Origin of the sequence: Acrocarpospora phusangensis, assembly GCF_016862995.1 — a bacterium.
In the GTDB taxonomy this organism is placed as follows: Bacteria; Actinomycetota; Actinomycetes; order Streptosporangiales; family Streptosporangiaceae; genus Acrocarpospora; species Acrocarpospora phusangensis.
Map to the genome: position 1 here is coordinate 136,668 of NZ_BOOA01000009.1, position 20,709 is coordinate 157,376.

Below are 20,709 nucleotides of genomic sequence, written 5' to 3' on the forward strand. Positions count from 1 at the left end.
GTCAGTCGATCACCGTTTGCGGACGACGGTGACGCCGTCGCGGACGGGCAGCATGACGGATTCGACGCGGTCGTCGGTGACGATGAGGTCGTTCAGGCTCCGCATGGCGACGTGCCGCTCGTCCTGGAAGGCCGGGTCGAGTACGCGGCCGCCGAGGAACACGTTGTCCAGGACGACCAGGCCGCCGGGGCGCAGGCGCTTGACGATCTCCTCGTAGTAGTCGGGGTAGCTCTCCTTGTCCGCGTCGATGAAGGCGAAGTCGATGTCGGGGGTGGCGGGGAGGGCCCGGATGGTGTCGAGGGCCGGGCCGATCTTGAGGTCGATGCGGTCGGCCACGCCGGCGCGGTCCCAGTAGCGGGCGGCGATGGAGGTCCACTCGTCGCTGACGTCGCAGGCGAGGAGGCGGCCGCCGTCGGCCAGGCCGCGGGCGATGCAGATGGACGAGTAGCCGGTGAAGACGCCGATCTCCACGGCTCGGCGGGCGCCGACCATGCGGGCCAGCATGGTGAGAAGCGCGCCCTCGTCATGGGCGATCTGCATGCCGGCCCAGGTGCCGGTGGCCTCGCGTGTCTCGTTGACCAGGTCGCGGAGCAGGGCGTCGGGCTGGGTGCAGTGGGTGATCAGGTAGTCGGTGACGGCGGGGTGGGTGATCTCCACCTCGTCTCCGGCGATCGGGGGAGTCCAGTCGACGTCGAGCTGCTCCTGGGTGGCGAAGCGGAGCAGGTGGCGGGTGATGACGTCCTGCACCTGGGCCAGAGCGCCGGGGTCCGCGGCTGTGGCGATCATGTCGAGGTGGTCGCGGGCGGGGGTGAGTACGCAGGTTCCCGCGCTGAGGGTGATCACGCCTCTGCCGTCACTGGCGAGGTCCGTGGTCGTCTTGTGGGACATGTGGGAGGTCAGCTGCTTGATGTAGCGCTCAGGGCGGGTCGTGGGGACGTGCGCTGTGGAGGTGGGCATTGATGTCCTTCAACTCGGCTATAGCGTCAAAGAACTTCGACCTTCGGCATTCTGTTCCGTCGTCGTCTCCGGGTTGTCATGCGGGCCACCCGGGCGTCTCGCTGAGAGCACCGGCAGAATGGACCAGCCACCGAGTTCGCGCAGGTGACGGCGGCCGGTCCAGTTCTGCCAGTGGCCGCTAAACCGATCGGTTCGGCAGGCCTAATGGTGGCCGTGTCCATGGCCGTGGCCGTGCCCGTGCCCGTGGCCGTGGCCGTGGCCGTGCCCGTGTCCATGGCCGTGCCCGTGTCCGTGGCCGTGTCCATGGCCGTGGCCGTGGCCGTGTCCGTGACCGCCATGGCCATGTCCGTGGCCGCCGTGGCCGTGGCCGGGCTTGGGAGGGGTCTTCAGCAGGGGCTTTTCGGCCGTTGACGTGGTTGAGGCGCTGATGGTGTCGTTTGTTCGACTTTGGCTGGCTGAGGCTTCGGATATCTGCGGCATTACGAGGGTTGCGGTTCCGAAGAGAGCGGCGCACAGCAGTGACAGTCGTTTTCTCTCCATTGAGCGTCTCCTCCTGGATTCGCCTGACGCTTCCAGTACGCACCCATCGTTGGCTTGGCTTTGGGAGGCAGTCCAGGGACGGTGGCAGGGATTTGGAGGGGAGACGACGCAAGCTATGTGCGGCTGTTTGCGTCCGTTTTCGAAACGCTGATCGTGAATACCCGCCGGCTGGGATTTCATGAATCCTCATTGAGGGAATCGACTTTTGGTCTCAGCCGGCGCGAGCGCGAAGATGCCGCTCTGCCGGCTGGATGCCCTGGCCTCCGGGGGTTCACGGCAGGGACGTGCCGCCGGGCCGGCGGACCCTGCTTTTGGTAAGGCCGGCAGCCCAGGCGGATCGGAGCCGGGCGGGAAGTTTGGCCGTCGCTGGAGACGGGGACAGGGCTGAGCGCCCCCGGAGACAGGCCAATCCGCCCGTTCTCGGCCGGAACGGATACGTGAGCCGTCCCGGCCGAGAAATCGAGATCGATCAGAGCTGCTGGTAGTAGACGGCTATCGGAAGCTGGATGCAGCCGAGGCTTTCGTACAGGGCTCGGGCGGGGGCGTGGAAGGGGTCGGCGCCGGTGCCGATTTCGACGACCTCGGCGCCGAGGGCGCGCATTTCGGCGAAGGCGTGTTCGCAGAGCGCGGTACCGGTGCGGTGGCGGCGGTGTTCGGCGGAGACGGCGACGAGCGTGATGGTTCCGTTCTTGCGGGCCGGATCGACGCTCCAGGCGACGTAGCCGCCGATGGCGCCGTCGATCTCGGCGACCGCGACGTACTTGTGCCGGCCGGGGTCGTGGAACTCGGGGACCTGCCGGCGGTAGTCGTCGCGCCAGTCGCCGTGCTGGTTGGCGAAGATCACTTCACCGACCAGGGGCCGGAAGTAGTCCTCGTAGAACGGGCCGAACGTCTCGATGGTCAGTTCGACGAGCCGTTCCAGGTCATGCTGAACGAACGTACGGATATGCATGGAAGTGCGCCTTTCAAGGCTGGTGGGTTCGTACCTGGTCGAAAAAGGGCATACGACGACCCGCTCACGGCCTATGCGGCGGCGAGTCAGCCCTTAACGACGGGTACGCCCAGCGGCGAAGCACTCCATAGCCCGCATGCTAACCCCCAGCCCGCTCCCCCTGTCGACGCATTTTCCCGGCCGGAAGTAGCTCAGCCGTTCCCCACGCGCATCGCGTTCAGATAGGTCACCACCGCGCGCACCCGGCGATGATCCTGCGCCGATCCCGGCAGTCCGAGCTTGCTGAAGATGGACCCGATATGACTCTCGACCGTCCGTTCACCCAGCCACAACTGACCCGCGATGGCCGCGTTGGAGCGTCCCTCCGCCATCAGCTCCAGCACCGTCCGTTCCCGATCGGTCAACACGTCGAGGGGATTCGCCACCGTCGCGCGGCGCAGCAGCGCGCTCACCACCGTGGGATCGAGAACACTGCCGCCCGCCGCCACCCGAGCCAGCGCGTCCAGGAACTGATCCACTTCGAGCACCCGGTCCTTGAGCAGATACCCGAACCCTTCGCTGCTGGAGACGAGCTCCACGGCGAACTGGGTCTCCACATGCTGGGAGAGCACGAGTATCCCGATGCGCGGATGATGCCTGCGGATATGAACCGCCGCCCTGGCCCCCTCGTCCGAATAGCCCGGCGGCATCCGGATATCGGTCACCACCACGTCCGGTTCATGCTCGACCACCAGGCTGAGCAGGGTGTCCGCGTCCCCGCACCGCCCGACCACCTCGTGACCGCGATCGGTCAGCAGACCGGCCAGACCTTCCCGAAGCAGAGCCGCGTCCTCCGCGATGACTATCCGCATGGCAGAACCACCTCCACTGTCGTGCCCGAACCGGGCCGGCTTCTGACCACGAGGGTGCCGCCGTGGGCCCGCGCCCGATCGGCCATGCCGGACAATCCGCCGCCCTTGTCGTCGGCCACCGCACCCCCTCGCCCGTCGTCGACGACGGACATCTTCAAAGTCGCCCCGTCGAGCGCACCCCGTACGATCACTCGCGACGGTGCCGCGTGTTTCACCGCGTTGGTCACCGCCTCGCAGACGATGAAGTAGGCCGCCGCCTCCAACTCCGGCGCGATACGACCATCCGGGACGTTCACCTCCACCGGAATGGGACTGTTCTGGGTGAGGTCGTCGAGCGCGGCCCGGAGCCCGTCGTCCAGCCGGGCGGGCCGGATCCCGGCCGCGATCGCCCGCAGATCACCGATCGCCTCGCCGACCTGCCGCACCGCGGTGTCCAGTGCCGGTGCGATGACGCGCGCGCCGGGCGGCAACGCGTGCTGGAGTCGGCGCAGCGAGATGCCGAGCGCGACGAGCCGCTGCTGGGCCCCGTCGTGCAGGTCGCGTTCGAGCCGCCGGCGCTCCTGGTAGCCGGCCTGCACGATGCGTTCCCTGGACGCCTTCACCTCGTCGAGCTGGTGCTTGACCTGCAACTGCAGGCGGGCCATGGCCAGCGTCCCCGCGGCTTCCCCGAGCACGCTTCTGACCAGCTCCGGCTCGTAGCTGAGGGCCACCGCGTGCCCGATGAGCGCGACCTGCGCTCCGGCGAAGCGCACCGGGGCGTGCGCCAGTCCGGGGTCCGGCTCCGCCGGTCGGTCGTCGATCGTGCGCCAGCCCGCCTCGCTCGGGAAGTACGCGCGCAGCGACGCGTCGCCGAGGACCTGCGCGAGCAGCGGCACGATGTCGCCCAGTTCGGCGTCGCCGCGGTGCAGCCGCGCCGTGTACTCGCGCATCGCGTTCACGGCCGCGTACCTCCGGGAGGCGAAACGACGGTCGATGATCTTCTGCGTGGCCGTACGCGCCTGGAAGAAGACCACCGCGGCGGCCGTGGTGGCGAGCGCGGTCCCCCAGGACGAGCCGGCGCCCGCGAGCAGGCCGCCGCCGACCGTGACGGCGAGGTAGACGGCGGCGACCAGCAGGGTCAGCGAGACGTAGACGAGTGTGCGGTTGATGAGACGTTCGATGCCGTACAGACCGTGTTTGGTGACGGCGACGATGACGGCCGCCACGACGAGCAGTTGGGCGGCCGACACGGCGATGTCGACGTACCGCATGTTGAGACTGCCGGTCAGGGCCAGGACGCACCCGACGAGGGAGACCGGCGGAAGGACCGCGGCGACGGTGAGCCACAGCAGTTGCAGCCGCCGCTCGCCCGTCGCCCGGCGCAGCCGCCGGATGACGAGCACCACGTTCGCCACCAGGAGCACCCACAGCACGAGCCACCCGGCCGCGAAGACCCCCTCCCGGTATGGTGCGAACCACCCCACGTGAAAGACGTTCGCCCGCCCCTCGTACGGCGCCGGCGTCAGCGGAGAACCCGCCAGCCCGGCGACCCCCAGCACCAGGCAGGCCCCGAGAACGCCCCGGAAACACCACCGGTCCACCGAGCCGGAGAGCCGCCCGTCCGGGAAGAGCAGAACGATCGCCACCGGCCAGGCGTAGACGAGCCCGAAGAACGCCTGCGGGACCGCCGCCAGCGCGTACGCCGCGGGCGGCACCGGGCCGGGCAGGAACTCCACCAGCGCCACCGCCGCCATCCGGCAGAACTCCAGGGCGATGACCAGGGTCCCGCAGACCAGCAGGGTCCAGCCGACCCGGTTGTGCGCGCGGCGCAGCACGATCAGCGCCCCGGCCACCACCGGCGCCAGGCGTGCGAGCACGCCGAGCGCGTGCAGCCAGGGATCGACGGTGGCCGGGAGGTGGAGCGGCATCGCAAGCCAGAGATCACCCGCACTTACCGCTACGGAGAGCCCGACGGCAGCCCAGGCGGCCATACCGGCGTAAAGCGGGCGGTTCATGCCCAGATCGTAGGACGATGCCGCCAGCGCGGAATATCCGAGCCAGCACGGAGTCGCGAGCACTAACTCGGGACGCGCGCGGTCGCACGCAGGGCGAGGACGGCGATGGCCACCACGGGCACACCCTGGGTGAGCAGGTCGAACAGGGCCAGTTCGAGGCTGAAGAGCTGGAGGGGCAGCACCAGATCTCCGACGAGGCCGAGCACGGGCGTCACCAGCAGCCAGCGGGGAACCGCGCGGGCGAGCCAGAGCGCGGCCAGGAGGGCGACGATGCCGGCCGAGGTGACGGTCAGGCCGCCGAAGATGCCGATCTGGGAGAGCTCGGCGTGGTCGGTGATGTACCTCAGCAGTTGCTCGCCCTGCTCACCCGGCAGAGCGGCCGTGTTCAGCACATATCCGTACGTGACTCCTTCGGCGGCGATGCCCTGCGCGAAGAAGACGATGCCGGTGACCGTGACGGCGCCGCCCACGGCCGCGAGCACGGAACCGCGTTCGCGGCACAGCGCGTAGGCGAGCACGGGGAACGCGGTGAAGGTGAGGAGGGCTCCGGGCGCGCCCGCGAAGAAGTGCATCGCCCACCATTCCTCGCGCATGGGCGAGAGGTTCTCGAAGTCCAGCATGGCGAGGCTGGGATGCCAGAACGCGAACACGGTGCGGAGCACCATGCCGACGGCGAACAAGACGAAGGCCGCGTACAGGCCGGGGGATCTGGTCGTCATGCCTCGAACAGTAGGAAGATCCGCCCGCTCCCACATCGGTGCCAGCCCGGTGGGTCCGTCCGTGCCTCCCGAAGGCCTGCCTTGTCGGCTACTCAGAACAGGGTCGGGGGCTCGGCCGGCATGGGGTCCGGGAGCGGGTCGAGTTCCGGCAGGCGGGCCCGTACGTCGTCGTGGAAACGGCGGGCGAGAAGCAGGGCCTCCGCGTTGTCGGGGGTGTGGATGAAGACCGTCGGGGAGCGGCCTTCGCGGAGCCAGGCGGTGACGGGGTCGAGCCACGGCCGCCAGCCCTCCACCGTACGGGCGGAGTCGTCCCTGCCGAGGTAGCGCACGATCGGGAACGCGGTGAGGGCCCGCGTCCGGCGCGGCAGACGGGGTTTTCTGGTCCAGGTCTCCCGTTCGGCGTTGCTCGTGGGCGGGCTCCGGAAGAAGGCCGTGGTGTCGAACGGGATCCATTCCGCGTCGGCGGCGGTGAGCACGTTCTCGAGGAGCCGTTCCGCGCGCGGATCCTCGAAGAAGGCGCGGTGGCGGACTTCGACGGCGTACCGGTGGGATCGGGGCAGGGAGTGGAGGAAACGCGCCAGGACGCCCAGATCGGTGGGCGCGAACGAGCCCGGCAGCTGAATCCAGAGCGTGTGGGCCCGGGGACCCAGCGGTTCGACCGCCTCCAGGAAGGACCGCACCTCCCCGTCCACATCGCCCAGCCGCCGCTCATGCGTGATCGTCTTGGGCAACTTCAGGATGAACCGGAAGTCCGGCCCGGTCTGCTCCGCCCACGACGCCACCGTGGCCTTCGACGGCACCGCGTAGAACGTCGTGTTGCCCTCCACGGCGTCACACCAGGTCGCGTACGCCTTCAGCCGCTCCTTGGGCGCGAGCGGATGGGGAAGATAACGCCCCTGCCACGGCGCGTGACTCCACATCGCACATCCCACGAACAGGCGCATGGTCCGACGCTACCGAAGGAGACGGTGGGCCACACGGTGGGCCACGGAGTGGTGGGCGAGCCGGTGAGGGGTTGGCTACCCGGAATTAACGTAAGCCGACTTGTCGGGAAATAGGGCGTCTTTAGCGTCCAGTTCGTGGATACAGGCCTGTATACAGAGCGGGATCCAGGCGTCAAGCTGCGGCGGGACCAGGTCTACGGTGAGCTGCGCCGCCGGCTGATGATCGGCGAGTTCCCCATCCGGGCCCGCCTGGTGGAGGAACGCGTGGCCGCCGCGCTGGGGGTCTCCCGTACCCCGGTGCGGGAGGCGCTCGTCCGGCTCCTCGCCGACGGCCTGGTGGAACGCGGCCAGGACGGCGGTTACTACGTCGCCCAGCCCGACCTGTCCGACCTCAGAGATCTGTACGAACTGCGCATCACCCTCGAACTGCGCGGCATCAGCCGTGCGCTCGACCCGGACGTCCGGGGTCACGACCCGGCGATCCTGGAGCCACTGCGTGACCAGTGGCGGGCCCTGCGGGACGACCAGCCGGAGCCCGATCCGCAGTTCGTCCTGATGGACGAGGACTTCCACGTCACGATGAGCCGCGCGTCGGGGAACGCGGCGCTCACGAGCACCCTGGCCGCGGTCAACGCGCGGATCCGGGCGGTGCGCATGTACGACTTCCTCACCGCGGACCGCATCACCCTGACGATCCTCCAGCACCTGGAGATCGCCGAGGAGGTCCTGGCCGGCCGGCACGCCGAGGCGCTGACCGCGATGCGCCGCCACGTGGGGGAGTCCATGGACGTCGTGGAGCGGCGCGCCGCTCGCGCGATCACTCAGATGGCCCTCAACCGAGGCAGGCGCCATGACTTTGACCGACCCGCGAACCGGGGCAAAGACTGATATTCCACTACTTGCCGTCCGGGGCCTGACCCGCCGGTTCGGCGACGTGCTCGCGAACGACTCGGTCGACTTCGACGTGCGCCCCGGCGAGGTGCACGCGCTCGTCGGCGAGAACGGCGCGGGCAAGAGCACCCTCCTCAAGCTCGTCTACGGCGTGCACCGTCCCGACGCGGGCGCGATCTCCGTGGACGGCGCCCAGGTCGCCGTCACCTCCCCGGCCCAGGCCCGCTCCCTCGGGATCGGCATGGTCTTCCAGGACCTGCGGCTGGTCCCGGCGCTGAGCGTGACCGAGAACATCGCCCTGGCGGTGCGCGGCGTCAGACCCCGCGTGATCGCCGAGGCGGCGGCGGAGCACGGCCTGGCCGTCGATCCGTACGCGCGGGTCTCGCATCTGTCGATCGGCGAACGGCAGCGCGCCGAGATCCTCAAGGTGCTGATGACCGGGTCGCGCATCGTCATCCTCGACGAGCCGACCAGCGTCCTGGCGCCCCAGGAGGTGACCGCGCTGTTCGGCGTGGTCGAACGCCTCCGTGAGTCCGGGTACGGCGTGGTGATCGTCACCCACAAGCTCAACGAGGTGCGCGCGATCGCCGACCGGGTCACCGTGCTGCGCGGCGGCCGGGTGATCCTCAACGGCGTGGACCCCGGCGGGTTCACCGACGCGGAGCTCGTCGAGGCCATGGTCGGCAGGGCCGTACCGGGCCTGCCCGCGGAGCGGCCCGCGCCGCCGGAGGGCGCCGCGCCCGTGCTGGTCATGACCGGCGTCAGCGCGTACGGCGAGAGCGGCGTGCTCCGGCTCAGCGACGTCACCCTCCAGGTACGCCCCGGCGAGCTGGTCGGGATCGCCGGGGTGGCCGGCAGCGGCCAGCGGGAGCTGTGCGAGGTGGCCTGCGGCCTGCGCCCGGTCTCCAAGGGCACGGTGACCGTTGCCGGCACGCCGGTGACCGGCCCCCGGCAGGCCCTCGGCCAGGGCGTCTGCGACGTGCCCGAGGACCCGCTGGCCGACGCGGTCGTCCCCGGCCTGACCATCGTCGAGCACGTGGCGCTCGGCCTGCCCGAGATCCCCCGCCGCCGCGCCAACGTGGACTGGCCCTCGGTACGGAAGATCACCACAGACCTGGAGGAAAGGGTCGGCCTCCAGATGGCTCCCGGGCACCGCCGGGTGGCCGAGCTGTCCGGCGGCAACGTGCAGCGGGTCATGCTCACCCGGGCGCTCGGCCGGGGCGACAGCGTGCTGGTGGTCGCCGCGTACCCGAGCCGGGGGCTGGACATCGCCACCACCCGGCGCACCCAGGAGCTGCTCCTGGAGCGGCGCAACGCGGGCGCCGCCGTGCTCGTCGTCTCCGAGGACCTGGACGAGCTGATCTCGATCAGCGACCGGATCGCGGTGATGCACGCCGGTCACCTGGCCGGGATCGTTCCCGCGCTCGGCGCCGACCGCCAGGAGATCGGCCGGCTCATGCTCGGAGGCGCACGATGACCACCCAGCTCACCCCCACCCCGGTCGCCTCGCCGCTGGTCTCCCCCAAGCCCGGGTACCTCGCGGCGGCCGGGCGCTGGACCGGCGCCCTGGCGGGCGCGATCGCGATCTTCAGCGTGCTGCTGATCGCCAAGGGCGCCAACCCCGTCACGACGCTCGTGGACATGGTGGTCTCGATGACCAGCGGGTTCAGCATCGAGCAGATCGTGATGAAGGCCGCGCCGCTTGTGCTGGCCGCCATGGCGGTGGTTTTGCCCGCCCGCGCGGGCCTGGCCAACGTCGGCGGCGAGGGCCAGGTGATCATCGGGGCGGTGGCCGGGGCCGGCGTCGGGCTCGTCGTGTCCGGCCCGGCGGCGCTGCCGCTCATGCTGGTCGCGGGCGCGCTGGGCGGCGCGCTGTGGGCCGGGCTGGCGGTCATGCTCCGGGTGACCGTGGGCGTCAACGAGGCCGTCACCACCCTGCTGCTCAACTACGTCGCGCTCGACGTGATGCTCTACCTCATCTACGAGCCCTGGAAGGACGCCCAGGGTTCGGGCCAGCCCGCCACCCCGCCGCTCAGCATCGAGCAGCGCCTGCCCCTGCTGTCCGGTACGGCGGTGCACGCCGGGATCATCCTGGCCCTGCTGGCCGCCGTGGCGGTCTGGTTCACGCTGCGGCACACCGCGTTCGGCTTCCGGCTCGCGGTCACCGGCGGCAACCCGGAGGCGGCCCGCCGGGCCGGGCTGCGGGTGGGCCGGCTGCTGCTCACGGCCATGCTGCTGGGCGGGGCGCTGGCCGGGCTGGCCGGCGTGATCCACCTGGCCGGCGTCGAGTTCAAGCTCCGGCCGGGGCTGACCACGAACATCGGCTACATCGCCTTCCTGGCGGCCTGGCTGGCCCGGCACAACCCGCTGCCGGCCGTGGCGGCCGCCTTCATGCTCGCCGCGATCACCGTCGGCGGCGACAGCCTGCAGCTCGACAGCGGCCTGCCCGCCGCCACCGTGAACGTGTTGATGGCCTTGATCCTGCTCGCCGTGCTCGGCTGGACCGCCAAGAGGAGCTCCTCATGAGTGACCTGGTCGTGGATGTTCTCACCGGAGCCGTACGCGGCGGGACGGCGATCATGTTCGCCGCGCTGGGGGAGACGCTGGCCGAGCGCGCCGGCGTCGTCAACCTGGGCACCGAGGGCTCCATGCTCGTCGGCGCGCTGGCCGGGTACGCGATCGCGGCCGAGACCGGCAGCCCCTGGGCCGGCCTGGCCGCCGGGGCCGTCGCGGGCGGCCTGCTCGCCCTGGTCCACGCCGTCATGGTGGTCTGGCGGCGGTCCGACCAGTTCGCCACCGGACTGACGGTGATGTTCCTCGGCCTGGGCCTCACCTCGCTGTTCGGTGCGGCCTACGTGGGCCGGGCGGCGCCCGGGTTCGACCCGGTGGCCGTGCCGCTCCTCAGCGACGTGCCGCTGCTCGGCGAGATCCTGTTCCAGCACGACCCGGTGACCTACCTGTCGTTCCTGGCGGCGCCGCTGCTGTGGTGGTGGCTGCGGTCCACCCGGGGTGGGCTGCTGCTGCGGACCGCCGGGGAACGCGCCGACGTGCTACACGTCCACGGCTACCGGCCGGGACTCATCAGGGGCGCCGCCGTCGTGGCGGGCGGCGCGCTGGCCGGAATCGGGGGAGCACAACTCGCCACCGCGTACGCGCACGCCTGGTTCGAGGGCATGACCGCCGGGCGGGGCTTCATCGCCGTGTCCCTGGTCATCTTCGCCGCCTGGCGTCCCCTGTGGGTGATGGCGGGGTCGTACCTGTTCGGTGCGGCGCTGGCACTCGCCCCGGCGCTGCAGGCCCGAGGGATCTCGCTCAACCAGTTCGCCCTCGACGCGCTGCCCTTCCTGATCACCCTCGCGATCCTGGCGATCCTCGGCCGGCGCACCCTCCGCGCCGCCCCCGAAGAACTGCGCCGCGTCTTCACCTAGGAGAGACCATGCGGAAACCCCTGCTTCTGGCCTTACTGCTCCCCCTCGTCGCCTGTTCCGCGAACACCACCGGCACCGCCACGACCACCTCGGGCGGCACCGCCGCGCCGGGCAAGGACTCGGCCGCCGTCGGGTTCATCTTCGTCGGGCCCAAGGACGACTACGGCTACAACCAGGCCGCCTACCAGGGCAGCCAGGAGGTGGCCAAGGCCTTCCCGAACCTGGAGGTGATCACCGCGGAGAACGTGCCCGAGGACGACAACGCCGCCCGGGTGATGAACTCGATGATCGCCAAGGGCGCCAGAATCATCTTCGCCACCTCGTACGGTCACCTCGACGCGGCGCTCAAAGTCGCCGCGGAGCACCCCGACGTCGCCGTCGTGCAGCAGGGCAACCTGATCACCACCGCCGTCCCGGCCAACGCGGGCACGTTCTTCGGCACCGTGTACGAGCCGGTCTACCTGGCCGGCATCGCCGCGGGCAAGGCCACCAAGTCCGGCAAGCTCGGCTACGTCTACGCGTTCCCGATCACCCAGACCATCGACAACATCAACGCTTTCGAGCTCGGCGCCCAGTCGGTCAACCCGGCGGTGAAGACCTACGCGGTCAGCACCTCCTCCTGGTGTGACCCGGCGAAGCAGGCCGAGGCCGCCGCCAACCTGCTCAAGCAGGGCGTGGACGTCATCACCCAGCACCAGGACTGCACCGCCACCGTGATCAAGGCGACCGAGGCGGCCGGCAAGTTCACGGTCGGCTACCACGCCGACGCCTCCGCGATCGCGCCCAAGGGCTGGCTGACCGGCTCGCAGTGGAACTGGGGCCCGCTCTACACCGACATCGTGAAGACCACCCTCGGCGGCGGCTTCACCGGCTCCAAGTACAACGCCAACTTCCGGGTCGGCTACAAGACCGGCGAGAACCCCTTCGTCCAGTCCCCGTACGGCCCGATGGTGGACGAGGCGACCAAGTCCGAGATCGACAAGGCCCGCGAGCTGCTGAAGACCGGCTCACCCTTCGCCGGGCCGATCAAGGACCAGGAAGGCAAGATCCGCATCCCCGAGGGCACGGTGCCTGACTACACCACCATCGAGAAGATCGACTACTTCGTCGACGGCGTCGTCGGAACCCTGCCGAAGGCATGAGCACCAGCCCCTACCCCTGGCCCTGGCACGGCCACGTCGATCCGGTACGGCTCGCGCTGCTGGCGGTGGCCTGCCCGCGGCCGGCCGGCCCGGATCGGGAGGTCGAGACCCTGGCCGAGCAGGTGCGGGCGGCCGGCGGGCTGGTCGTGTCGGTACGGGTGCGCCCGCCGTACCGGCCGGTCGTGCCGCCCGCGCAGGCCCCGCCCGTACGGGCCGACCGGACCGTGCGCGCGGCGGGCTGGGACGGCTTCCACGGCAGCGACCTGGACTCGGTGCTCCGGGCCGAGGGCCGGGACCTGCTGCTGCTGGCGGGCTGCTGCCTGGAGCTGGGCGTGCACTCCACGATGCGGGCCGCCAACGACCGGGGCTACGAGTGCCTGCTGGTCGAGGACGCCTGCACCGCCGCCTCCCCGGACCTGCGCCAGGGAGCCCTGTCGACGATCGAGATGTCCGGCGGCATCTTCGGCGCGGTGGGCACCCGTACGGCTGTCGCCACACTTATGGAGCGATCATGAAATTTCCGGCAATAAGCGCTGAGCCTTACGCCTGGCCCTTCGACGGCGGGCTCGACCCCGCCACCACGGCGATCATCTGCATCGACTGGCAGGTCGACTTCTGCGGACCCGGCGGATACGTCGACATGATGGGCTACGACCTCTCGCTCACCCGGGCCGGCCTGGAGCCCACGGCCGTCGTCCTGGCGGCGGCCAGGGAGCGCGGGATGCTGATCATCCACACCCGGGAGGGCCACCGGCCGGACCTGTCCGACTGCCCGCCCAACAAACTCTGGCGGTCGAAGCGCATCGGCGCGGGCATCGGCGACTCGGGCCCGTGCGGGCGCATCCTGGTTCGCGGCGAGCCCGGCTGGGAGATCGTGCCCGAGGTCGCGCCCCTGGACGGCGAGCCGATCATCGACAAACCCGGCAAGGGCGCCTTCTACGCCACCGACCTGGACCTGCTGCTGCGTACGCGCGGGATCACCCACCTGATCCTGACCGGGATCACCACCGACGTGTGCGTGCACACCACCATGCGGGAGGCCAACGACCGGGGCTACGAGTGCCTGCTGCTGACCGATTGCACCGGCGCCACCGACAAGGGCAACTACGAGGCCGCCCTGAAGATGGTGACCATGCAGGGCGGCGTCTTCGGCGCGATCGCGCCGTCCTCCGCGCTCCTGCGTTCCCTGCGTTCCGTGCAGACGGGGTGACGGTGACGCCTGAGGTGAAGAGCCTGCAGATCGCGGCGCTCGCCCGCGGCTACGCGGCGGGGGCGTACACCCCCGCCGACGTGGTCGCCGAGGTGTTCCGCCGGATCGGGGAACGCGGCGACGACGGCGTGTGGATCACCCTGCGCCCGATCGGGGACGTGCTCGCCGAGATCCGCCCCGGCCCGCTGTACGGCGTGCCGTTCGCGGTCAAGGACAACATCGACGTGGCCGGCCTGCCCACCACGGCCGCCTGCCCCGGGTACGCGTACGTGGCGTCCCGTACCGCTCCGCTGGTGGAACGGCTGCTCGCGGCGGGCGCCCTGCTGATCGGCAAGACCAACCTGGACCAGTTCGCCACCGGCCTGTCCGGCATCCGCAGCCCGTACGGCGTGCCGGAGTCGCCGCTGGTCCCCGGGCTGATCTCCGGCGGTTCCAGCTCCGGGTCGGCGGTGGCGGTCAGCGCCGGGCTGGTCAGCTTCGCCGTCGGCACCGACACGGCGGGGTCCGGCCGGGTGCCCGCCGCGCTCACCGGCGTGGTCGGCCTGAAACCGTCCCGGGGGGCGGTGCCGACGACGGGCCTGGTCCCGGCCTGCGCCTCGCTCGACTGCGCCAGCGTGTTCGCCCTGTCCGTGCCCGACGCCGTCACCACCGCCGGGATCATGGCCGACGGTCTCGCGCTCGGCGGGCCGGCCGGGCGGCTCCGGGTCGGGGTGCCCGCGCAGCTGGAGTTCTTCGGCGACGAGGCGGCGCGGTCGGCCTTCGACGAGACGGTGGCCGCGCTGGCCGGGCTGGGGCACGAGATCGTCGCCGTCGACTTCGCGCCGTTCCTCGCGGCGGGCCGCCTGCTGTACGAGGGGCCCTGGCTGGCGGAACGCCTCGCCGGGGTCGGGGACTTCGTGCTCAGCCGTCCGGGGGAGGTGCATCCGATCACCCGGGAGGTGCTGTCGCGCGGCGGGGAGATCACCGGCGTGGAGGTGTTCCGTGGCCTCGCGCGGCTGGCCGAGCTGCGGGCGGAGACGACCGCGACCTGGGCGGACATCGACGTGCTGGCAGTGCCGTCGGTACCGGCCACGGTCACGGTCGCGGAGATGACGGCCGACCCGATCCGGCTCAACTCGATGCTCGGGCACTACACGACGTTCGCGAATCTGCTCGATCTGGCGGCGGTGGCCGTACCGGCGGGAATGACCGGGGAGGGAAGGCCGCACGGGCTCACCTTGCTCGGGCCGTCCGGGTCCGACGGGCTGATCGCCCACCTGGCCGACGCCTTCCACAGGCGGCAGGCGGAACGGAACCCCGACGGGATGACCGGCGCGCTCCGGCAGTCCCTGGAGGAGGTGACGACGCGGGCCCCGGAGCCGGTCGTGCTGGCGGTCGTGGGGGCTCATCGGACCGGGCAGCCGCTCCATCCCCAGCTGGCCGCCCTGGGGGCGCGCTGCCAGGGCCTGTCCGGGACGGCTCGCGCCTACCGCCTCTACGACCTCGGCGACCGGCCCGGCATGATGCGCGTGACCGGCGGCGAGTCCGTCGAGGTGGAGCTCCACCACCTCACCCCGGAGGCCCTCGGGCGGCTCCTCGTCCAGATCCCGGCTCCACTCGGCCTCGGCACGATCGAGCTGTCCGACGGACGTCTGGTACACGGATTCCTCTGCGAGTCGTACGCGGCGGCCGACGCCAAGGACATCACCGAATTCGGCAGCTGGCCCGCCTATCTGAACAGCCGGGGAGGTCCGCCGGAGAGGTAATGATTTGGCTACGTGCAGTATGTTGTATGCATGTTCTGCCAGGTCAGATCACTATCGGCATGGATGGCGCACCCGAAACTTTGCCTTGGGACGGGACGTTATGGCCAGACTTCGAGGTTCTTTGACTCGTAGGGGGTGAGAGACATCACGGTTGGGGGACCCAGATGTTGAACTGGAACCGTTCGTCTTTCCGGGCGCGAAGAACGGTGGCGACCGGCACGGTCGTCCTGTTCGTCTGCATCGCCGTGAGCTTCCTCTTCCTGCTGTACGTGGCCGGCAAGGACACCGACCGCGTGGAGGCGCGGGCCACCGAAGCCTGGAACCGGGTGGTTCCCCTGATCAGGGAAGGTCCCCTCCCGTCGCTGCTGCCGGACAGCCAGGTGGAGGCCATCCAGGTCCTGGACGCGCGCGGGAACGTGGTCGCCTCCACGCAGCAACTCCTCGGCAAGCCCCCCATGGCCACGTTCCTGTCCGGCAACGGCGACGTACGCTCCGCCCAGGTGCTGTGTCCCCCTCGGGGGCTGGTCGGGTGCAGCACCGTCGTGTCGTACAAGGTCTACCAGCCGGACGGTATCTGGCCCCTCTACGTGGCGGTCCCGGTCATCCCCTGGTACGGCGACGCCACCGCCCTGCTCCTGGCCATCGGCGTCTCCGTCCTGGTCACCGCGGGCATCACCGGCTGGGTCTTCCGCGACCTGACCAAGGTCGTGGCCCCGGTCAACGCCATGCAGGCGGAGCTGGCCGAGATAACGGCCAGCCGCCTGGACCGCCGCGTCCCCGTACCCCGGAAGTACGGAGAGATCAAGTTCCTGGCCGAGACCGTCAACGACACCCTCGACCGCCTGGAAGGCGCCTACCAGCAGCTCCGGCGTTTCACCTCCGACGCCTCCCACGACCTGCGCAGCCCGATCTCCGCCATGCGGGTCCAGCTGGACCAGGCCCTCATGTACCCCCAGGACACCGACTGGCCGAAGATGGCCACGTCGGTGCTCGCCGGCGTGGACCGGCTCCAGGCGATAGTGACCGACCTGCTGACCCTGGCCCGGCTGGACGCCCGCGCCCCGCTCAGCCGCAATCCGACCGATCTGAGCATGCTGGTGGCCGCCGAGGTGGACCGCCGGACCTACCGGGTGGAACTGGTCAAGAACCTGCGGCGGAACGTCTACGTCGAATGCGACCGGCTCCGGATCACACGGGTCCTGGTGAACCTGCTCGACAACGCGGAACGGCACGCGAACTCGCGGATCACCGTCAGCGTGCGCAGCGAGGGGTGCACGGCGATCATGGAGGTGCTCGACGACGGTGCCGGCATAGCGCCGGAGCAGCGCGAGATGGTCTTCGAGCGCTTCACCCGGCTGGCGGCCTCCCGCGAACGCGATTCCGGCGGCACCGGCCTGGGCCTGCCCATCGCGCGCGAGATCGCCGAAGCCCACCAGGGCACCCTGACCATCCAGGACAGCGAGCGAGGCGCCCGTTTCGTCCTGAGCCTCCCGGTGTACGAGTGCGCGCCCGTAGGCGCGCAGACCCGATCCCCAAGCGCGGGAGCCGGCGGACGCAGGGGCCCCACCCGGCGGAACTGGACGATCCCGGATCTCGGCAAAGGCGCCACCTAACGGGAATCTGCCGTCCTTGTCATCGGATTCTCAGATGAAAGGTGGAAGGTGGTCCTAACCGAACAGAGGAGGACCACATGCACGATCACGACCGAGGGCTGGCGTTCGACCTGTCGCGGTTGGTGGGCAGACGAGGGATGCTCGGGCTGGTCGGGGGCGCGGTGCTGGTGGGCGCCGTGGGCTGCACCCAGCCGGAGACGCAGAGCGGGACCGGAGTGTCGGCGGGATCGACGGGATCGGCGGGCGGGCAGGAGGAGATTCCCGACGAGACGGCCGGGCCCTTCCCCGGGGACGGCTCCAACGGCCCCGACGCGCTGACCCAGAGCGGGGTCGTCCGGCAGGACATCCGGTCCAGCTTCGGTTCGTCGGCGGGAGTGGCGGAAGGCATCCCGCTGACCGTCGAGTTCACCGTCCTCGACGGCGGATCCGCGTACGCGGGCGCGGCCATATACCTGTGGCACTGCGACCGCGAGGGCAGATACTCGATGTACTCCGACGGCGTCACCGAGGAGAACTACCTGCGCGGCGTCCAGGAGGCCGGCCCGGACGGCCTGGTCCGGTTCACCACGATCTTCCCCGGCGCGTACGCGGGACGCTGGCCGCACCTGCACTTCCAGGTGTACGCGAACCTCCAGGAGGCCGTCAGCGCCTCCGACGGCGTCAAGGTCACCCAGCTGGCCTTCCCCGAGCAGGCGTGCGCCGAGGCGTACGCGGCCCCCGGTTACGAGCAGAGCGCCGCCAACCTGCCGGGCCTCTCCCTGGACGACGACAGCGTCTTCCGCGACGGCTACGAGGCCCAGCTCGCCACGGTCACCGGCGACGCGGGCAACGGCTACACGGCCAAACTGGACGTACGCGTCTAGGGCACCGCGTACCCGGGCACGGACGGCCACCGTACGGTCACCACGACGGAGTCCTCCTCGGCGTACCAGGAATGGTCGACGTTCTTGCCCCAGACCACGTAGTCGCCCTGGCGGCTCAGCTCCACGGTCTGGTCGGGGAACTCCAGCCGGAACCTGCCGCTGATCAGGAAGAGCAGGGCGGTGCGGTGCTCGCCGGTCACCCACTGCGCGCGGCCCTCGCCCGCGGGGTGCAGCCCCCATTTGATCTCGACGTCCTCGCTGTGCCGTACGTCGTCGGAGGGCATGAAGTGGCCCAGGAGCCAGCCCCGATTGTCCGCCGAGTCCACCGCCGCGTTGCCTGTGTAGACAGTCACGGGGGATCACGGTAGCAAGCAGGCTCCCGGGCGTACCCGGCGAAGGCGCTTCTGTCAGGCCAGGCGGATGGAGCCCTTCTTGACGGTGATCCTCTTCTTGGTGAGCGCCTTGGTGGCGGGACCCTGGACGGCGCGGCCGTCGCTGATGGAGAACTTGCTGCCGTGGCAGGGGCAGTTGATCGTGCGCCCGCTGACGCTCGCCACCGTGCAGCCCTGGTGGGTGCACTTGGCGGTGAAGCAGCGGTAGACGCCCTTGCTCGGCTGGGTCACCACGTAACGGGTGCTCTTCACTTTGACGATCTTGCCGCCGCGGAGCGGGATGTTCTTGGTCTTGGCCAGGAAGGCCCCCTGGGCGGCTTCGGTGTCGGCGTCAGCCGGTCGCACCAGGGCGACGGCTGAGGTGAGGGCGGCCGTGATGCCGCCGGCTAGCCCGCGGAAGATGAACCTGCGGCGGGAAGTTCCCGGTTCTTCCATGGATTGCCTTTCTGGTCACACGAGGATGCCTCCGTACCGGTGAACGGACGCCGGGATGATCTGGTTCAAAGTGGCTCAAGTGGTTCATCGGGGTTTGAGGCTCAGGCGCAGGCAGGTTTCCGGGGTGTCGGCGACCGTGAGGGTGCCGCCGTGGGCGACGGCGATGTCGCGGGCGATGGCCAGGCCGAGGCCGGCGCCGCCGGCGTCGCGGTCGCGGGCCTCGTCGAGCCGGGTGAACCGGTCGAAGACGGATTCGCGGTGCTCGGGCGGGATGCCGGGGCCGTCGTCGATGACGTCGAGGGTGGCGTCGGGCGTGACGCGTACGGTGATCTTGGATTCGGCGTGGCGGAGGGCGTTGCCGAGCAGGTTCGTGACCACGCGGGTGAGGTGCGCGGGCGACCCCTCGACCACCACATCCGATGAAATATCCAGAAATATCGGGATCTGGGGGTGGAAGCGGAGGGCCTCCTCGGTGGCGAGCTGGCCCAGATCGACCTCCTCCGTGCGTAAGGGCTCACCCGCGTCCAGGCGGGCCAGCAGGAGCAGGTCGGCGGCGAGCGTCTGAAGCCGCGCCACATCGGTGAGCGACTCCCTGGCCAGCTCGGGCGCGGTACGTTCCCCCAGCTCAAGCCGGGTCCGTAAGGTGGCGATCGGGCTCCGCAGCTCGTGCGCGGCATCCGCGACGAACCGTTTGTGCCGCCCGACCGCCGTCTCCAGCCGGTCCAGCGTGGCGTTGACCGTACGGGCCAGGGCGGCGATCTCGTCGCGGGTGTCCGACACCGGCACACGCTGGTGCAGGTCGCGGGCCGTGATGTCGGCCAGCTTGGCGGTGATCCCGGACACGGGCACCAGCGCCTTGCTCATGAACAGCCAGGTCAGCAGTGCCACCAGGATCAGCAGCGCGGGAATGCCGAAGATCAGCAGCGTGCGCAGGGCGGCGAGCGCCTGGTCGGCCGGCGCCAGCGAGGCCCGCGTGTGGACCACCAGCGGCCCGTTGCTCGTGGCCACCGTCTCCGCGAGGGTCACATAACCCTCCTGCGCCTGCGACCAGCCCTGACCGACCGCCCCCGGCTGCGCCACCCGCACGTCGGGATCGAGCACCGCGCTGAGGCTCGCCTCCGGGCCGTACGAGACCCCCAGGCTCGCGGACGCCACCGGAAACGCCGGGACGGCGGGCACCGCCAGCAGCCCCGCCGCGCTGGTCAGCCGCGTCGACGCCGCGTCGGTCGCGCTGCGCACCAGGCTCCCGCGCAGCACCCCGGTCAGCACGGCCGCCGCGGCCCCCAGCGCCACCGCGACCACCAGCGTCGCCACCACGGTCGCCCTGACCCGCAACGACCACCCCGCCACCAGCGTCTTCACCGCCCTGCCTCCAGCCGGTATCCGGCCCCCCTGACCGTGGTCAGGCTGGTCCGCCCGAAGGGCGCGTCGATCTTGCGGCGGAGCGCGCTCACGTACACCTCGATGATGCTGGGATCGCCGTCGTAGGCGAAGTCCCAGGCCTGGGCGAGCAGGTCCGCCTTGGAGACGACCTCGCCGGGCCGCCGGGCCAGCGCGTGCAGCACCGCGAACTCCTTCGGGGTGAGCGGGATCGTGGTCCCGCCCCGGCGGCAGGTGAGGCTGGCCGGGTCCACCACCAGGTCGCCGACGGTCAGGGCGGTGGGGCGTTCCCGGCCACCGCGCCGGATCAGGGCCCGGAGCCGGGCCAGGAGCACGACGTACGAGAAGGGTTTGGAGAGGAAGTCGTCGGCGCCGGTGTCGAGGGCCTCGGCCTCGTCGTAGACGCCGTCCTTGGCGGTCAGCATCATGATCGGCGTCCAGTTCTCCGCTTCGCGGAGCCGCCGGCAGACCGCGTACCCGTTGAGGCGCGGCAGCATGACGTCCAGGACGATCGCGTCGTAGGCGTTCTCCCCGGCCAGCCAGAGCCCCTCCACGCCGTCGTGGGCGATGTCGACGGCGAACCCCTCCTCGGCCAGGCCGCTCCTCACCAGGTCGGCCAGCCGCCGCTCGTCTTCCACCAACAGCACGCGCAT

General features: G+C 70.6%; 21 protein-coding genes. 11 read left to right on the forward strand and 10 right to left on the reverse strand.

The window, feature by feature from the left end; translation table 11 throughout:
- Nucleotides 1-9: 9 nt before the first annotated feature.
- Nucleotides 10-957, reverse strand: coding sequence for a DUF2218 domain-containing protein (locus tag Aph01nite_RS08070; protein ID WP_239161483.1), 948 nt, complete (start codon nucleotides 955-957; stop codon nucleotides 10-12).
- Nucleotides 958-1,170: 213 nt separating this feature from the next.
- Between Aph01nite_RS08070 and Aph01nite_RS08075 the strand changes: the two genes are divergently transcribed.
- Complete coding sequence (locus Aph01nite_RS08075) at nucleotides 1,171-1,368, forward strand: hypothetical protein (RefSeq protein ID WP_204040128.1); 198 nt, start codon at nucleotides 1,171-1,173, stop codon at nucleotides 1,366-1,368.
- 598 nt (nucleotides 1,369-1,966) lie between these two features.
- Here Aph01nite_RS08075 and Aph01nite_RS08080 read toward each other — a convergent pair.
- The 5 genes from Aph01nite_RS08080 to Aph01nite_RS08100 all read right to left on the reverse strand — a co-directional run bounded on the left by Aph01nite_RS08080 (nucleotide 1,967) and on the right by Aph01nite_RS08100 (nucleotide 6,957).
- Entirely contained in the window at nucleotides 1,967-2,449 is a 483-nt protein-coding gene (locus Aph01nite_RS08080; RefSeq protein WP_204040129.1) for a GNAT family N-acetyltransferase, read from the reverse strand.
- Between the two features lie 191 nt (nucleotides 2,450-2,640).
- Nucleotides 2,641-3,300 carry a response regulator transcription factor gene (locus tag Aph01nite_RS08085; protein ID WP_204040130.1) on the reverse strand — a complete coding sequence of 220 codons (660 nt, stop codon included), beginning with the start codon at nucleotides 3,298-3,300 and terminating at the stop codon, nucleotides 2,641-2,643.
- Complete coding sequence (locus Aph01nite_RS08090; RefSeq protein WP_204040131.1) at nucleotides 3,291-5,294, reverse strand: sensor histidine kinase; 2,004 nt, start codon at nucleotides 5,292-5,294, stop codon at nucleotides 3,291-3,293. The genes Aph01nite_RS08085 and Aph01nite_RS08090 overlap by 10 nt, the downstream gene beginning before the upstream one ends.
- Nucleotides 5,295-5,356: 62 nt before the next feature.
- The gene (locus Aph01nite_RS08095; RefSeq protein ID WP_204040132.1) at nucleotides 5,357-6,013 is read right to left on the reverse strand and encodes a hypothetical protein; all 657 of its coding nucleotides are present in this window, start codon (nucleotides 6,011-6,013) and stop codon (nucleotides 5,357-5,359) included.
- A 92-nt stretch (nucleotides 6,014-6,105) separates the two neighbouring features.
- A complete protein-coding gene (locus Aph01nite_RS08100; RefSeq protein ID WP_239161484.1) occupies nucleotides 6,106-6,957 on the reverse strand; it encodes a DUF72 domain-containing protein in 852 nt (283 codons plus the stop codon).
- Nucleotides 6,958-7,092: 135 nt separating this feature from the next.
- Here Aph01nite_RS08100 and Aph01nite_RS08105 point away from each other — a divergent pair, with 135 nt between their 5' ends.
- From Aph01nite_RS08105 to Aph01nite_RS08150, 10 genes are all read left to right on the forward strand, one after another.
- Entirely contained in the window at nucleotides 7,093-7,845 is a 753-nt protein-coding gene (locus Aph01nite_RS08105; RefSeq protein WP_204040133.1) for a GntR family transcriptional regulator, read from the forward strand.
- On the forward strand, nucleotides 7,808-9,325 hold the full coding sequence (locus Aph01nite_RS08110; RefSeq protein WP_204040134.1) for an ABC transporter ATP-binding protein: 1,518 nt from the start codon (nucleotides 7,808-7,810) through the stop codon (nucleotides 9,323-9,325). The genes Aph01nite_RS08105 and Aph01nite_RS08110 overlap by 38 nt, the downstream gene beginning before the upstream one ends.
- A complete protein-coding gene (locus Aph01nite_RS08115) occupies nucleotides 9,322-10,374 on the forward strand; it encodes an ABC transporter permease (protein WP_204040135.1) in 1,053 nt (350 codons plus the stop codon). Before Aph01nite_RS08110 ends, Aph01nite_RS08115 begins: the two co-directional genes overlap by 4 nt.
- Entirely contained in the window at nucleotides 10,371-11,276 is a 906-nt protein-coding gene (locus Aph01nite_RS08120) for an ABC transporter permease (RefSeq protein WP_204040136.1), read from the forward strand. Before Aph01nite_RS08115 ends, Aph01nite_RS08120 begins: the two co-directional genes overlap by 4 nt.
- A gap of 8 nt (nucleotides 11,277-11,284) precedes the next feature.
- Complete coding sequence (locus Aph01nite_RS08125; protein ID WP_204040137.1) at nucleotides 11,285-12,418, forward strand: BMP family ABC transporter substrate-binding protein; 1,134 nt, start codon at nucleotides 11,285-11,287, stop codon at nucleotides 12,416-12,418.
- Nucleotides 12,415-12,933 carry a cysteine hydrolase family protein gene (locus tag Aph01nite_RS08130; protein WP_204040138.1) on the forward strand — a complete coding sequence of 173 codons (519 nt, stop codon included), beginning with the start codon at nucleotides 12,415-12,417 and terminating at the stop codon, nucleotides 12,931-12,933. Before Aph01nite_RS08125 ends, Aph01nite_RS08130 begins: the two co-directional genes overlap by 4 nt.
- On the forward strand, nucleotides 12,930-13,628 hold the full coding sequence (gene biuH, locus Aph01nite_RS08135) for a biuret amidohydrolase (RefSeq protein ID WP_204040139.1): 699 nt from the start codon (nucleotides 12,930-12,932) through the stop codon (nucleotides 13,626-13,628). The genes Aph01nite_RS08130 and biuH overlap by 4 nt, the downstream gene beginning before the upstream one ends.
- Nucleotides 13,629-13,630: 2 nt before the next feature.
- Nucleotides 13,631-15,373: an allophanate hydrolase gene (gene atzF, locus Aph01nite_RS08140; protein WP_204040140.1), complete on the forward strand. Its 1,743-nt coding sequence runs from the start codon at nucleotides 13,631-13,633 to the stop codon at nucleotides 15,371-15,373.
- A 206-nt stretch (nucleotides 15,374-15,579) separates the two neighbouring features.
- A complete protein-coding gene (locus Aph01nite_RS08145) occupies nucleotides 15,580-16,986 on the forward strand; it encodes a sensor histidine kinase (protein ID WP_204040141.1) in 1,407 nt (468 codons plus the stop codon).
- A 77-nt stretch (nucleotides 16,987-17,063) separates the two neighbouring features.
- The gene (locus Aph01nite_RS08150) at nucleotides 17,064-17,849 is read left to right on the forward strand and encodes a dioxygenase family protein (RefSeq protein ID WP_204040142.1); all 786 of its coding nucleotides are present in this window, start codon (nucleotides 17,064-17,066) and stop codon (nucleotides 17,847-17,849) included.
- Here the strand turns inward: Aph01nite_RS08150 and Aph01nite_RS08155 are convergent.
- The 4 genes from Aph01nite_RS08155 to Aph01nite_RS08170 form a co-directional block, all read right to left on the reverse strand.
- Nucleotides 17,846-18,202, reverse strand: a complete 357-nt coding sequence (locus Aph01nite_RS08155) for a cupin domain-containing protein (protein WP_204040143.1) — start codon at nucleotides 18,200-18,202, stop codon at nucleotides 17,846-17,848. The genes Aph01nite_RS08150 and Aph01nite_RS08155 overlap by 4 nt on opposite strands.
- 54 nt (nucleotides 18,203-18,256) lie before the next feature.
- Nucleotides 18,257-18,676, reverse strand: a complete 420-nt coding sequence (locus Aph01nite_RS08160) for a Rieske (2Fe-2S) protein (protein WP_204040144.1) — start codon at nucleotides 18,674-18,676, stop codon at nucleotides 18,257-18,259.
- Between the two features lie 84 nt (nucleotides 18,677-18,760).
- A complete protein-coding gene (locus Aph01nite_RS08165) occupies nucleotides 18,761-20,038 on the reverse strand; it encodes a sensor histidine kinase (protein ID WP_239161485.1) in 1,278 nt (425 codons plus the stop codon).
- Nucleotides 20,035-20,709, reverse strand: coding sequence for a response regulator transcription factor (locus tag Aph01nite_RS08170; RefSeq protein ID WP_204040145.1), 675 nt, complete (start codon nucleotides 20,707-20,709; stop codon nucleotides 20,035-20,037). The genes Aph01nite_RS08165 and Aph01nite_RS08170 overlap by 4 nt, the downstream gene beginning before the upstream one ends.

Coding starts and splice junctions, on each gene's coding strand:
- Aph01nite_RS08070 (WP_239161483.1), bottom strand. CDS start 957: ATGCCCACCTCCACAGCGCACGTCCCCACGACCCGCCCTGAGCGCTAC.
- Aph01nite_RS08120 (WP_204040136.1), top strand. CDS start 10,371: ATGAGTGACCTGGTCGTGGATGTTCTCACCGGAGCCGTACGCGGCGGG.
- Aph01nite_RS08125 (WP_204040137.1), top strand. CDS start 11,285: ATGCGGAAACCCCTGCTTCTGGCCTTACTGCTCCCCCTCGTCGCCTGT.
- Aph01nite_RS08130 (WP_204040138.1), top strand. CDS start 12,415: ATGAGCACCAGCCCCTACCCCTGGCCCTGGCACGGCCACGTCGATCCG.
- Aph01nite_RS08115 (WP_204040135.1), top strand. CDS start 9,322: ATGACCACCCAGCTCACCCCCACCCCGGTCGCCTCGCCGCTGGTCTCC.
- Aph01nite_RS08150 (WP_204040142.1), top strand. CDS start 17,064: ATGCACGATCACGACCGAGGGCTGGCGTTCGACCTGTCGCGGTTGGTG.
- Aph01nite_RS08085 (WP_204040130.1), bottom strand. CDS start 3,300: ATGCGGATAGTCATCGCGGAGGACGCGGCTCTGCTTCGGGAAGGTCTG.
- Aph01nite_RS08080 (WP_204040129.1), bottom strand. CDS start 2,449: ATGCATATCCGTACGTTCGTTCAGCATGACCTGGAACGGCTCGTCGAA.
- Aph01nite_RS08095 (WP_204040132.1), bottom strand. CDS start 6,013: ATGACGACCAGATCCCCCGGCCTGTACGCGGCCTTCGTCTTGTTCGCC.
- Aph01nite_RS08170 (WP_204040145.1), bottom strand. CDS start 20,709: ATGCGCGTGCTGTTGGTGGAAGACGAGCGGCGGCTGGCCGACCTGGTG.
- biuH (WP_204040139.1), top strand. CDS start 12,930: ATGAAATTTCCGGCAATAAGCGCTGAGCCTTACGCCTGGCCCTTCGAC.
- Aph01nite_RS08100 (WP_239161484.1), bottom strand. CDS start 6,957: ATGCGCCTGTTCGTGGGATGTGCGATGTGGAGTCACGCGCCGTGGCAG.
- Aph01nite_RS08110 (WP_204040134.1), top strand. CDS start 7,808: ATGACTTTGACCGACCCGCGAACCGGGGCAAAGACTGATATTCCACTA.
- Aph01nite_RS08090 (WP_204040131.1), bottom strand. CDS start 5,294: ATGAACCGCCCGCTTTACGCCGGTATGGCCGCCTGGGCTGCCGTCGGG.
- Aph01nite_RS08160 (WP_204040144.1), bottom strand. CDS start 18,676: ATGGAAGAACCGGGAACTTCCCGCCGCAGGTTCATCTTCCGCGGGCTA.